The following is a 12,792-nucleotide window of genomic DNA, read 5'->3' on the forward strand; positions in this document are numbered from 1 at the left end:
CGTTTGCTTTAAGACCCGTAATACCCCACGTACCAGTCGGCGAACTTCCGGAGTCCTTCCGAAATGGGCGTCGACGGACGGAACCCGACATCTCTTTGAAGAGCGTCAATGTCCGCGAAAGTCGCCTGAACGTCGCCCGGCTGCATAGGCTTCATCTCGATGTCCGCCTTCGTACCCAGGCTCTCTTCCAGCGTCCGGATAAACGTCATCAGCTCCACCGGCGAATTGTTGCCGATGTTGTACACCTTATAAGGCGCATAGCTCGTGCTCGGGTCGGGATTTTCCCTATCCCAGTCCTTATCCGGCACAGGCGGGCGGTCCAGCAGCCTCACGATACCCTCGACGATGTCGTCGATATACGTAAAGTCGCGCCGCATTTTGCCTTCGTTGAACACTTGAATGGGCTTGCCTTCGAGAATGTTGCGGGTAAAAGAGAAATACGCCATATCCGGGCGCCCCCACGGTCCGTATACCGTAAAGAAACGCAGTCCCGTCACCGGTATCCCGTACAGGTGGCTGTAAGAGTGAGCCATCAGCTCATTCGCTTTTTTGGTAGCCGCATACAGGCTGACGGGATGATCGACCGGGTCGTCCGTCGAGAACGGCATTTTGGTATTGGCGCCGTACACCGAGCTGGAAGATGCGTAGATGAGATGGTCGATTTTATAGGTCCGGCACGCTTCCAGGACGTTCAGAAATCCGGTCAGATTCGAATCCGCGTAAGCCCTCGGGTTCTGGAGGCTGTACCTTACGCCCGCTTGAGCGGCCAGATTGACGGCCACCCGGATTTCATGCTCGCCGAACACCCGGTTAAGCTGCTCGTGGTCGCATAGATCGGCCGTATAATGATGATAATTCGGGTAATTTTGAAGCTGCTTCAGCCTGTCTTGTTTCAGCGTTACGGCATAGTAATCGTTGAGATTATCGTAACCGACTACCTTCGCCCCGCTTTCCAGCAGCCTTAAAGCCAAATGATAGCCGATAAAACCGGCTGATCCGGTGATCAGAATGGACACCTGCCTACACTCCCCTGCTTACATATTGATGAAAAGACTGCCAGAACTCGCTTCGGTCGCGGTCCAGCTTCGTTTTGTTGAAATTAGCCGCTTTGGCAAAATTCCGGCTTGCCTGCTCCAGCATCCAGTCCCGGTTGATGACTGTTCCCGTAAGCAGAGCGGCCAATTGTTTATCCTGGCCCGGCTTGAACAGGCAGCCCGGATCGAGAAGCTCGGGAATTCCTCCGGCCGTCGAGCCGATTATGGGACAGCCCCTTCCCATCGCTTCGATTGTGGCGCGGGGAAGTCCTTCCTGGAAGCTGGGCTGGATGTAGATATCCACCTTGTCCAGCCAGCCGAACACCGCGCTGCCGCTTGGAAGGACGCCGTCGAACTGGACGTTCTCCTGCAGCCCCAGGCTGCCCGCCATCGCGATCCAGCTCGACTTGTCTCCGTCCCCCAGAATGCGGAACTTGAACGGGGGCAGCTGGTCTTTGATCCGCGCCAGCGCGTTCAAAGCGGTGTCTATGCCCTTAGTTTTGCCGTTCAACGAACCGATCAAACCGATCGTGACCGGCGTTTTCATGCTGCGGATCCGCTCCAGCCTTCTTTGCAGCACGTCCTCGCCCATCTCGGGCAGTTCGACGTTCGAGCACGATTGGGTGCGGCCGCTCGGGCACGGGTATCTTTTCTGCAAAAACTGCTCGGTAACGTAGATGGCGTAGGGGGCTTCCTTGACGTCGGACTTCGTTTTCCATGTTGCGATCGGTGCGTACAGCTTGCCCTGCACGCTGCCGTAGTTCCACAAACCGTCCCAGGCGCAGGCAACAACCTCCACCGCAAACGGTTTGCCCAGCTTCTTGGCAATGGCAATCGCTTCCGAGCCGATTTCACTCGGCAGCCGGGCGATGACCGCGTCCGCTTTCATGACCGCTTCCGTCAGCACGCGCTCGACGTAGCCTTTTTTCGTAATTTTATTAACGGGATTGCTGAGGGAAGGCAGGACGATAAAGTTGACGCCCGCTCCGCTCGACAAGCTTTTCTTCTCCATTTCATGGGCGGAGGTCATTCTCTTGCCCCGGGACACGACTGTGAGAGAGTCGAATACGGAAAGATACCTCTCCCATACGGCGTAAGGCAGCTTGCCGCTTGAGTAAAATTTCCCCGAATCCGTAAAGTAAAACGTATGATCATGTGCCCACAGAACGTTCATAGTGACCCTCTTTTCTAATTGACTTAATGATTTTGGCCGGCACGCCCGCCGCCACTGTCATGGAGGGAACCGGTCTGGTAACGACCGCTCCCGCAGCTACGATAGAACGGCTTCCGATGCTTGCGCCCGCCAAGATCCTGCATCCGCAGCCGATCCAGACATCCCGGTGGATGTGGATTTTGGAACAGACGACCGGATTGTCGCGGATGGGAAGAGACTCGTCCTCCCAGCTGTGCTGGAAGGAGATCAGCGAACTCTGGTGCGCGATGGACACTTCATCGTCGATCTGAAGCTCGCCGCACGCGTCCAGGTAGCACTGCTTGTGGATGCTGACGTTGCTGCCGATCCGCAGGCGCTCCCAGTATTTGATCTCCACCGACCGGCCGACGAAAACGTTGTCTCCGCAGCTGAGCGCCAGGCACTTCAGCAGACAGTACCGCATCGCCACTCCCGCCGTGTCCGGCAGAAGATCGGTCAGTGTCCAAGCGTATTTAAGCGCCGGCCTCGGGAAGAGACGGAGGATGCGGATGACGATGTCCAGCACCGTTTTGAATTTGTGAAACCGGTCTCGGCCTCTCATGAATTCCTCTCCTTTTGTCGCGGATAGACTTTAGCCATTTCAGTGTCCAACCGGCCGTATAAGCCTGAAACATATACAGCAGGGGCAGAATGGGCAGCTTCTTGCGCACCATATTGTCTCCGATCGTGCCGACGCCGTATTCCAGATCGCGTCCCGTTACGGTCATGTAGCCGACGAGCACCAGCGTGCAGGCATAGGCGAAGAGCAGCACCACGACAATCCGGTAAAACGCCCTCGTCTCCTTATATCGGATAAACATCAGCACCGCGAGAGCAAGCGCCACGAGCATCGCGACAGCTTCCAGGGAACGGTACATCACGTTCGTTTCCCAATTTTCCAGATTAACGGGATTGGGGCTCAGGAACAGGAAGGCCGTCAGCAGCACCGCATTGACGATGCCCAGTCCGCCGATTTTGACGGCGAGCACGCCGGCCGAAACGACCAGCATGGCGACCGCGGTTTTAAACCTTTTCGTAAACAACAGGTAAAAGCAAAGCGTGTACACGATCGCATAGTCGCGCAGGCCTGTCGCATACAGCATCACGAACAGAAATAAAACGTACTTCCGCTTCAGCAGCAGATGCGTGCAGTACAGGCCGAGCGCCACACAGGTGACGTCCTTTGCAAAAAGCGAAGTCATCATCATGAACGACGGGCTGACGAACAGTCCCAGAATGATCCAGCCTTCATACATGCGGCGGTTTGTCTGCTCATAGCCGAAAAACGACCGGTTCAGCGCATAAATCAGATAAGCGATCCAGATCAGCATAACCGAATTGTACGTAATGATGACAAGCGGATCGGACACGTCGAGAAATTTAAAGAACGGCATATACATCAGCCCGAAAATCGGGTATGCCGATGAATTGAACAGATAGGTCGAAATATGCTCGACGGCATAATCGAGAAAATCACCCAGTCCCAGGTACGTGACGACCTGCTCGTAATAATGATTTTCATCGGGTCCGGCCAAGGGAGTCGCCGTAAGCGCGTAAACGAACTTGCCGATCAGCATCACGCAAAAGCCAATATACAGCAGAAACGGCTGATCCGGCCACCGAATCATGCAGAAGAGGGGCAGCAGCAGAACGAAAAAAGAAATGATCCCCATGCGCTCATCCAGCAGAAAAATTCCTTTTTCCAGAAGCAGCATAAGGAGTACATATCCGATCACGAACAGGTTCCGAAGAGGAGGCGCTCCCTTCGGCAGCCCTGCTGCGGGGCTATGGCGCCGCAGCGTACATCCGCTCCAGTCTCCGTACACTCGTCTGAATGTCGTATCCGTACTCCTGCAGCGCCTCCAGCCGGACGGGCCAGTCGAGCCGCGACCCGGCGGTTTTCTCCTGCATCACCCCGGCCCACGCTTCGGCCGGTTCGTTCAGGGACAGCCGGCTGACCAGCCCCAGGTTCAGGTCCGCTTCTGCGGGCACCTGATCGGAGATGAGGCAGGGAACGCCCGCAGCCTGCGCCTCGATGACCACGATGCCGAGTCCTTCGTACAGCGAAGGCAGCAGGAAGAGGTCAAAGGCTCCGATCAGCTCGGGGATGTTCTTGCGGACCCCGAGCAGGTGCACATGGTCCGCGATTCCCAGCTCGCGGACCCGGGCTTCCATCTCGCTGCGTAGCGGTCCGTCCCCGATCAGCACAAGCTGGGCGTCCGGACGGACCCGCAGGAAGCGGGCAAAGATCTCGAGCAGAAACCGGTGGTTCTTCTGCTCGCTGAATCTTCCGATGTGCCCGATCACAGGCACATGAGGGTCCGTGACCCCGACCGCTCTGCGGTAAGCCGAGCGGTCTCTCTCCAGCTGCCCGTAAGGCTGGACCTGGATCGAGTTCGGGAACACGACGACCCGCTCGTCCCGCCAGCAGTCGGGGCCGAAAAGCGCTTCGCAGGCGGAGCGGGAGCAGCCGAGCATCGTCGTCGAGTTGCTGCGGATGAGTCCCCGCATGTACCTGCGGTAGAGGCTACGCAACCACGATTCCCGCTTGCTGTCGTGCGTGTTGTGGCTGTGGCTGATTCTCACCGGCACGTTCATCTCTCCCGCAAGCTTCAGCACGTAGCCGCTGAACTGGTAAATGTGGCTGTGCACGACCTGATACGGCCCGTGTTCCTTCAAGTTGGAGAGGAAAGCACGGCGGAAGGCGCGCAGCCCCTTTTTCGGATGGGGCTGTCTGAAGATGCGGCCCCCCAGCTCGATGATTTCGTCATCGTAAAATCCTTTTTCCTCAAACTGTACGGCAAAATGAAATTCGTATTTATCCCGGTCAATCGTCCGGTACAAGTTCATCAATAGCGTTTCGATCCCGCCGGGGTGCATTTTTCCGACGACGTGAAGTATTTTCGTTTTAGGCTTCATGCAGAATCCTCCCGACGTAAGTAACAAGCTCCCGTTTTTTCTGGTTGACGATCCGGACGGAGCCTTCATGACGGTTCTTCTCCGGGACAAGCCCGGCAAGCACTACTTTGGGATCCGTACGGAAATCGAGCACGTGCCCGGAGAGGCCCAGATCTTTGAAAATGCTCGCCAGCTTCTTGTCCCAGGCGATGCCGTAGGTCGGCTTGCCGAAGGAGATGGCCGGGATGCACGCATGCAGGCGCTGGGCGATGACCGTATCGCAGTCCCGGATGCTCTCGACCAGGTCTCCGACATCGCCCGGATAAGGGGCGAATTCCACGCCGGGCATTCCGGACAGCCGCGGTTTGATGTACCGTTCCACGAAGGCGTTGTCGGTATCCGCTCCGTTCGTAAAGACCCGGACGCGGCTGCCGCCGTCGGCCGCCCCTTTCGCCAGGCTGTACCACCAATCGGCGCAATCGTCCCGTTCCCACTGGTAAGGGGAATGCCGCCTCATTTCGTTGGGGTCCATGATACCGAGCCCGACGGTCCGGGCGGAAGCGGACCTTACGCCCCCGGCCGCGTGCTTTCCCGGAAATGCTTCCAGGGTAACCAGCGCCGGATCGGACAAAGCCACGGCCTTGTGCGCCAGAGACGGGGCGATGGAAAGTAAATAAGCCAGCGAATCCTCGTCTCGGACCGAAATCGTTTTGGCGTAATGCAAAATATCGGTAAACCACTTCCGGGCCAGAAAGCTCCAGGGTCCTCTCATGCCGACGAACACGACGTGAAGCGGCTTGCCCTGTCTCTTCACTTCCCGGACCAGACGGCGCATGGCGATGGGAAACGACAAGTAAGTGTCGATGAATAAATGCCCGCCGCCGATCAGAACCGCATCCGCCCGCGTGACAAGCTCGCGGATCTGCTCGCCGAGCACGGCGTCTTTGCGCTTATGGACCGAATACGACTTCATGTAGCGCAGAAAATCCGGCGTCAGCTTTTTTTTCACGCTGACTTCGTTCAGCTTGTAGTCGCGCGTTAACGCGGGTCCGCCGGTTTCCCGGGTTGATCCGCCGCCCGCCGTGGGTTCTTTATACAAACCGGCCGTCAAATCGAAGTTGGTGACGGTATATTCTCCGCACGTGCGGATCAGTTGATTGACGGTCATGGCGATAAGCCCGTCTCCCAGGTTCGTCGAATGGGGCACACCCGCAAGCAATATATGTTTCACGTTAATTCCCTCGCTTTTTGTTGGCGGTCATCCAGGCAAACATCCCGATGGAAATATTCAGCTTCCGCCGGATGACGATCACCATGGCTGTTTTCCAGCAGACGGTACAGAGCAGATTCGTAACGGCCGCTCCCAGCATGCCGAAGGCAGGGATCAAAGCCAGGTTCAGCACGATGTTCAGAACGGCGGAACCGGCCAGAATCCGTCCCAGCGTTTTCTGCTGTCCCGTCATCGTCATCAGCGTCCCCGTCTGTCCGCTGAAAGCGGAGACGAGCTGGCTGGTGGACAAAATCAGCAGCGCCAGCGAACCCCGTTTGAACTCTTCTCCGAACAGGCCGAGAATGGGATCGTTCAGAAACAGGAAGGCGACATAGATGACGCCCGCAAACAGGAATCCCGCCAGGTTGCTCAGGCTGAGCACATGCTGGAGCTGCTTATCGTCCTTCTTGGCGTAAGACTCCGAGATGAAAGGAGCCGCCGTCATGTTGATAGCCGTCAGACCGAACGAAACGAGCGTCGCGATCCGGACGGCCGCCCCGTAAATCCCCGCCTCGGTCGTCCCCTCCATCCAGCCGAGCATCAGCACGTTAAGCTGGCCCAGCACGAGGTACATGCCCGAGACAAACATGAGCGACAGGGACACGTTCACCCATTCGCGGGTGTTGTAGGCGGTGCCCGCATCCCTAGTCCGCGGAGTCAGTCTGCGCTTCAACACCCATGCGCCTATGGCGTAAGACACGGCCATGGCGGCCAGGAAGAGCAGCATCGCCTCGCCCGCTCCGGCCTTCGCTTCCGCGAAGGCGTTGTAGAGAAACAGCAGCGCGATGAAAACGACCGGGCGGATGATTTTCTCCGGCAGCTGCGCGTGCAGCATCTCCTTCAGCGCCTGAAGGGAGCTTTGGCGGAGCAGGGCCAGGGCCATCACCGGTATGCCGAGCAGGCCGGCTATGTAGGTGTAGAGCAGTTCGCCGTTCATGGTTCCGCTCATCAGGAGCACGACGAGGAGCGAAATGACCGTAACGGCCAGCGACAGTCCCGCCGTGATCTGATTTGCCCGGCGGAGCAGGCCTTTCACCTCCGCCCACTGCCCGTGCGCCCGGTAGGACGAGACGTAGCGGACGATAGCGGTGTCGAACCCGAGCTTCGTCGGGAAAACAAGGAACGTCACTACGGTCGTGACGAACGAATAGTATCCGTAGCTGACAGCGCCCAACTGTCTGGCCAGCAGGATTTGCAGAATCAGCGCGATGCCGATTCCCCCCACGTTGACCAGGAAAGACAATGAGCTGCTTTTCATCAGCATTTTCGATAAAGAACGCTGTGTAAGTGGTTTCGCGGTTGTATTCATACTCATCCCGGATTCAATTCCATTCCTGCTTTGGTTTTAAGAGACATTGCGGTAGGTCGGCACCAGATGCTGAAGCAGCGCGCGGATTTCCTCGGGATCGCTGCCGAGCACGCGTTCGAGACGGCGCATTTCGAATTCCAGCTCGGTCCGGTTGATGTTCATCGGCTTCCCGATAAATATCCGGTCGTGCATCGTGGAGGACATGCCTTCCTCGCTGGTCAGCAGCTCCTCGTACAGCTTCTCGCCGGCGCGGATGCCGGAAAATTCGATATCGATATCGACGTTCGGTTCATAGCCGGACAGCCGGATAAGGTCAGTCGCCAGATCCACGATTTTCACCGGTTTGCCCATATCAAGAATGAATACCTCGCCGCCCTTGGCGAAAGCTCCGGTCTGAATCACGAGCTGCACCGCTTCCGGAATGGTCATAAAATAACGCACCATCTCGGGATGGGTAACCGTCACCGGGCCTCCCCTGGCGATTTGGTCCTTGAATCTCGGGATCACGCTGCCCCGGCTGCCCAGGACGTTCCCGAAACGGACGGCCACGAATTTCGTCTTGCTGTGCTTGTCCAGACTCTGGATAAACATTTCCGCGATCCGTTTGGTCGTCCCCATGATGCTCGTCGGGTTGACGGCTTTGTCCGTGGAAATGAGCACGAAGCGCTCCGCGCCGAATTCGTCCGCGCATTCCGCCACGTTTTTGCTGCCGAACACGTTATTCTTGATCGCCTCCGACGGGTTGCGCTCCATGAGCGGCACGTGTTTGTGCGCTGCGGCGTGGAAGACGACCTGCGGGCCGAACTCGCGGAACACGTCCGCAATGCGGGTCCGGTCCTGCACATCGGCGATCACGGTTTCGATCGGAAGATTCGGGAACAGCCGGCGCATTTCCATTTCAATGCCGTAAATGCTGTTCTCGCCGTGGCCGAGCAGGAGCAGCCGGGCCGGTTTGAACGGGGCTACCTGGCGGCAGAGCTCGGAGCCGATAGACCCGCCTGCGCCGGTGACCAGCACGATTTTGTTCTGCACGTAATCGGCGATATTCTGTAAGTCCGTCTGGATGGGATCGCGTCCAAGCAGGTCTTCCACCTGCACGTCGCGCATCTGGTTGGCCGCCATTTTTCCCTGGATGTACTCCTGGATATGCGGAATGATTTTCAGACGGGCTTTCGTCGTTTTGCAAATGTTGATAATGTCCGAAATCTGTGTCTTCGACACCGAAGGCAGCGCGATAATGATGTCGTCGATCCGCTGCTCTTCCACGATCCGGGGGATATCAAGACGGTTTCCCATGACCGGTATGCCGTGAAGCTGAAGCTTCTGCTTGTAGGGATCGTCATCCACGAAGGCGACCGGCTTCATCATGAAGCTGTCGTTGTTTGCAAGCTCCTTCACGAACATGACTCCGCAGCTCCCGGCTCCGACGACAAGCGTCCTTTGGGCGGGCTTGCCGCCCCGTCGGGACCTTGAGCTGCCGTAAAAATTGTCGCAGAACACGCGCCAGACAAACCTTGAACCGCCCAGCATAAGCAGAATGCCGTTCAGATTCTGAAGGAACATGTACAGCGTGATCTCTCCCGCGGACAAGAACGACGTCACCGCATACGAGATCAGACAGGATACGATGACCGCTTTCGCGATCGCTACCATTTCACCGACGCTGGCATACTGCCAGATCCGGTTATAGAGCTGGAAGTAGAACATCGCACACGCCAGCGAAATACCGGATACCAGTGTGTAGAGCATAATGACACTCATGACTTCCTGCGGAATACCGCCCCGGAAATGCGCCAGGAAAGTCAGGTAAATGCTCGCCCATACGATAATCATGTCGATCAGGACAAGCATGGGCGTCCGTTTAGAATAACTCATCTTTTCCCCTCCCTTAGTGTTGGAAACCATTTTGATAAAAGGATGATGAATCTAAATGGATGAAGCCTCCGTTTCCCAAATAAATCAGCTGCTGTAGTCGTAATACGTGTTCATCTTAGCATCCTTGCGGGCGACTTTGTTCAGCACGACGCCGAGTACCCGGGCATGGACGAACTGCAGGCTGTCGCGCGCTTTCTGCACCAGCTCCCGTTTGACTCCGCCCGCGCTCACGACGAGTACGACACCGTCGCACTGGGTCGCCACGACCTGGGCGTCACTGACGGCAAGGACGGGAGGCGTATCGACCAGTATAACGTCGAACTCCTGCTTGAGCCGCTCTAGCAGATCCGTCATCCGCCGGGAACCGAGAATCTCGGACGGGTTGGGCGGTACGGTACCGCAGGTCATGACATAGAGGCCCGGGATATCCGTCTCCTTGAGCGCTTCCTCCACTTCGGCCTGGCGCGTCAGCACATCCGTCAATCCCGTACGGTTCGAGAGGCCGAACGTGTGGTGAGCCGTCGGTTTGCGCAGGTCCGCGTCAATCAGCAGTACCTTCTTGTCCGTCTGGGCATATACGACGGCCAGGTTGTCGATGGTGGTGGACTTCCCTTCCCAGGGGCTTGCCGAGGTGATCATGAGCGTCCGGATTTCTCCATCCACCCCGGAATACTGAATGTTCGTCCGCAGCGTGCGGTACGTTTCGGATATCGGCGACATGGGATTGCTGTGAGCGATAATCGGTCGCTGTTTACTGGATAGGGACACCGGATGCTTCACCTACTTTCTTCCCGATTGGGGTGCGTTTGGGCTTCATATCTCCGGCCCGTATTTCCGGGACGGCTACAAGGGTCGGAAGGCCGAGATAGTGCTCCACGTCTTCCTCCGTTTTAAGGGTGTCGTCAAAATATTCGAGTGCGAAAACGAGCCCGATCGCAAACATGAGCGAAGCCAGGAAGCTGATCGCGACGTTAAGCGGCACATTCGGCTTGACCGGTGCCGGCGTTTTGGCCGGGTCCGCTTCATGGAGCACGAAGACGTTGTCGATTTTCATAATGTTCGGAATCTGCTTCTGGAACATCTGCGCCACCGTGTTAATCATCTGGGCCGCTTTGGAGTATGAAGCATCTTCAAGGCTCAGCGTAAAAATTTGCGTATCGCTGACCGAACTGAACTGGATACGACGCATGAGATCGTCGGAGGTAACTCCGTATTCCGGATGCTCCTTGACGACAAGATCCATAATTGCGGGTGTTTTGATAATTTCTTTGTAAGTGTGGATCAGGGAAATATTCGTGTTGATCGCATTCATATCCAGCCGCAGCATTCCCTGGTTATCCGCAGGGGAGTTCACGATCAGCTTCGTGGAAGCCTGATAAACGGGCTTCAAGTAATATTTGCTTACGACGCCTGTAATCAGACAACCCGCCACCACGATCAGCAGAATAAGCCAGAGCCTTTTACGGAGGACGGCCAAATACCGTTTAATTTCAAAATCTATACTCACCGAACTGAATCCCTCGCTTTCCTTTGGTATCCGTATGACGCGGCCCGGATGAGGGCCTTCGAGCAGCCAAGCTGCTTCTCCACATACTTCATCGCATTAAAACAATGGTTAATTGCCGCTTTGTAACCTTAAAGCATAAAGGTACGCCATTCAGCGGAACATCGCAAAAAGTCTTCGCGGCCGGCCTGAGACCGGTTCCCTTATTTCCAAGGGGAGATCGCTCGCTACCCGGATAGCGTTCCGGCGGCAGTATTCCGCGTAGTCCCGGCCTATCTTCGCCTCTATCTTCGCATAGGCTTCACTGAGCCTGAACGGTCTGCGGACCAGATCATGGGCATCCGACGCAACCAGATGAATCAAACGGCGGGAGCAAAGCTCATAAGCGAGCGACTGTACTTTCGAGCCGAATGTGCCCAGTATGGAATCCGAGGTGAGCTGAAATACCGCTCCCCCTTCCGCAAGCTGCAGCAGCTTGTCCGGATCTCTCGCAACCTCCGCATTTCTCTCGGGGTGCGCAATTACGGGAACGAGCCCCAAAACCGAACATTCGTGGCAGATCTCGGCCAGCTCCGCAGGAAGGGAGTTGGCGGGACATTCAATCAGCAGATACCGGGTTCTCCCGAGCGTCAGCAAAGTATCCTCGTACCAGTCATTGATCAGATTAGGAGTAACTCGGATCTCCTGGCCGCTTTTAACGTGAAGCGGAATACCGTGCTCCAATAAGGATGCATTCAGTTCTGCAACCGCTTGTTCAATTTCGGCGGAAGGGGTGAAATAGCGGCTCGTCCGGTGATGAGGCGTAGCGAAAACCGTCGATATTCCATTCGACACCGCCATTCGCGCCATTTCGAGTGATTGCTCCAGGCTGCCTGGCCCATCATCCAGACCGTGAAGGATGTGTGTATGGATATCGATCATTCATTTTCCCTCCAGATCCGAATGTTACTAAAATTATGTCACAAATCGTATGGATTGCATGAGGGTGTATAGTTATAAATTCATGTAGTTACTACAGCTTATTTTGCAAAGCGAAGTATGAGCTGGATTTCCTGTTTGTTTTTGTTTATATTTATATCATTTTCCAGTTATTTATAATTATTAATCCGTATTTTACGATTAAAATGCCTTCTCCGGCCGCATGCAAGGTACAACGAATCAGACCTTTATCTCTACGCGGCCACTGTCCGTTCATATTTTTTTTTCACGGCGCAAGCCCCCTAATGCTTTTAAAAGACTGGCTCCGCGGGCTTTCGGGGGGTCGTAAATGAATTTTTAACAGTTCCTACCAAAGACAGGTCCCAGGGAAAGCCGTCGGCTCCATTTCGAATTTAAGGGTGGGACAGGGTAACTAACCTAGGTCTTAGGGACGGATTTAGGGGCTGAAAAGGAAGCGGATTTAATTCCCACAATTTTACTTGGAATAGTCCCGGCCTGTACCTACCTCTTCCGAAAACCGGGACAAAATCCGATTTTTCGTCCCGGTCTTCCGGGCAATATCGTTACTAAATTCCCGTCTAGTGTGAGTTTTACCCTCGTAAAAGCCGGTATTTTGCTCTGCCGGGAAGACTCAATCCCGCGGAAACCGCCGATTTTTTGAACGACTTAGGTTTTATTTATCTCCGGGCAGTGACTTTGGACACAAGGAGGCACGCGCCTTCCTTCTTTCAGCCCAATCCGACACGGTCTCAAGAGCTGTTTTTTGCAAGC

The 12,792-nt window shown here is 55.8% G+C and carries 11 protein-coding genes; all 11 read right to left on the reverse strand.

The window, feature by feature from the left end:
• Positions 1 to 8: 8 nt before the first annotated feature.
• Positions 9 to 1,016 (reverse strand): NAD-dependent epimerase, encoded by a 1,008-nt coding sequence (locus AC58P5_RS08550; RefSeq protein WP_497385729.1) that lies wholly within the window; start codon positions 1,014 to 1,016, stop codon positions 9 to 11.
• Positions 1,017 to 1,020: 4 nt separating this feature from the next.
• Positions 1,021 to 2,208: a glycosyltransferase gene (locus tag AC58P5_RS08555; protein ID WP_497385730.1), complete on the reverse strand. Its 1,188-nt coding sequence runs from the start codon at positions 2,206 to 2,208 to the stop codon at positions 1,021 to 1,023.
• The gene (locus tag AC58P5_RS08560; protein ID WP_405082195.1) at positions 2,186 to 2,788 is read right to left on the reverse strand and encodes an acyltransferase; all 603 of its coding nucleotides are present in this window, start codon (positions 2,786 to 2,788) and stop codon (positions 2,186 to 2,188) included. Before AC58P5_RS08560 ends, AC58P5_RS08555 begins: the two co-directional genes overlap by 23 nt.
• Positions 2,700 to 3,962, reverse strand: coding sequence for a hypothetical protein (locus tag AC58P5_RS08565; protein ID WP_497385731.1), 1,263 nt, complete (start codon positions 3,960 to 3,962; stop codon positions 2,700 to 2,702). Before AC58P5_RS08565 ends, AC58P5_RS08560 begins: the two co-directional genes overlap by 89 nt.
• A gap of 49 nt (positions 3,963 to 4,011) precedes the next feature.
• Positions 4,012 to 5,145 carry a glycosyltransferase family 1 protein gene (locus AC58P5_RS08570; protein WP_497385732.1) on the reverse strand — a complete coding sequence of 378 codons (1,134 nt, stop codon included), beginning with the start codon at positions 5,143 to 5,145 and terminating at the stop codon, positions 4,012 to 4,014.
• Positions 5,135 to 6,355: a polysaccharide pyruvyl transferase family protein gene (locus tag AC58P5_RS08575; protein WP_497385733.1), complete on the reverse strand. Its 1,221-nt coding sequence runs from the start codon at positions 6,353 to 6,355 to the stop codon at positions 5,135 to 5,137. The genes AC58P5_RS08570 and AC58P5_RS08575 overlap by 11 nt, the downstream gene beginning before the upstream one ends.
• 1 nt (position 6,356) lies before the next feature.
• Positions 6,357 to 7,709, reverse strand: a complete 1,353-nt coding sequence (locus AC58P5_RS08580; RefSeq protein WP_497385734.1) for a flippase — start codon at positions 7,707 to 7,709, stop codon at positions 6,357 to 6,359.
• A gap of 30 nt (positions 7,710 to 7,739) precedes the next feature.
• Positions 7,740 to 9,578 carry a polysaccharide biosynthesis protein gene (locus AC58P5_RS08585; protein WP_497385735.1) on the reverse strand — a complete coding sequence of 613 codons (1,839 nt, stop codon included), beginning with the start codon at positions 9,576 to 9,578 and terminating at the stop codon, positions 7,740 to 7,742.
• 84 nt (positions 9,579 to 9,662) lie between these two features.
• A complete protein-coding gene (locus AC58P5_RS08590; RefSeq protein ID WP_497385736.1) occupies positions 9,663 to 10,346 on the reverse strand; it encodes a CpsD/CapB family tyrosine-protein kinase in 684 nt (227 codons plus the stop codon).
• Positions 10,330 to 11,085: a YveK family protein gene (locus AC58P5_RS08595; RefSeq protein WP_497385737.1), complete on the reverse strand. Its 756-nt coding sequence runs from the start codon at positions 11,083 to 11,085 to the stop codon at positions 10,330 to 10,332. The genes AC58P5_RS08590 and AC58P5_RS08595 overlap by 17 nt, the downstream gene beginning before the upstream one ends.
• A 150-nt stretch (positions 11,086 to 11,235) precedes the next feature.
• A complete protein-coding gene (locus AC58P5_RS08600) occupies positions 11,236 to 12,003 on the reverse strand; it encodes a tyrosine-protein phosphatase (protein ID WP_497385738.1) in 768 nt (255 codons plus the stop codon).
• Between the last annotated feature and the right edge of the window lie 789 nt (positions 12,004 to 12,792).

It is taken from the genome of Paenibacillus sp. JT31N7 (genome assembly GCF_059692095.1).

What these genes read in the sequence shown, in the direction of transcription:
- AC58P5_RS08555 (WP_497385730.1), bottom strand. Translation starts at nt 2,208, where the DNA reads ATGAACGTTCTGTGGGCACATGATCATACGTTTTACTTTACGGATTCG.
- AC58P5_RS08560 (WP_405082195.1), bottom strand. Translation starts at nt 2,788, where the DNA reads ATGAGAGGCCGAGACCGGTTTCACAAATTCAAAACGGTGCTGGACATC.
- AC58P5_RS08570 (WP_497385732.1), bottom strand. Translation starts at nt 5,145, where the DNA reads ATGAAGCCTAAAACGAAAATACTTCACGTCGTCGGAAAAATGCACCCC.
- AC58P5_RS08580 (WP_497385734.1), bottom strand. Translation starts at nt 7,709, where the DNA reads ATGAGTATGAATACAACCGCGAAACCACTTACACAGCGTTCTTTATCG.
- AC58P5_RS08585 (WP_497385735.1), bottom strand. Translation starts at nt 9,578, where the DNA reads ATGAGTTATTCTAAACGGACGCCCATGCTTGTCCTGATCGACATGATT.
- AC58P5_RS08600 (WP_497385738.1), bottom strand. Translation starts at nt 12,003, where the DNA reads ATGATCGATATCCATACACACATCCTTCACGGTCTGGATGATGGGCCA.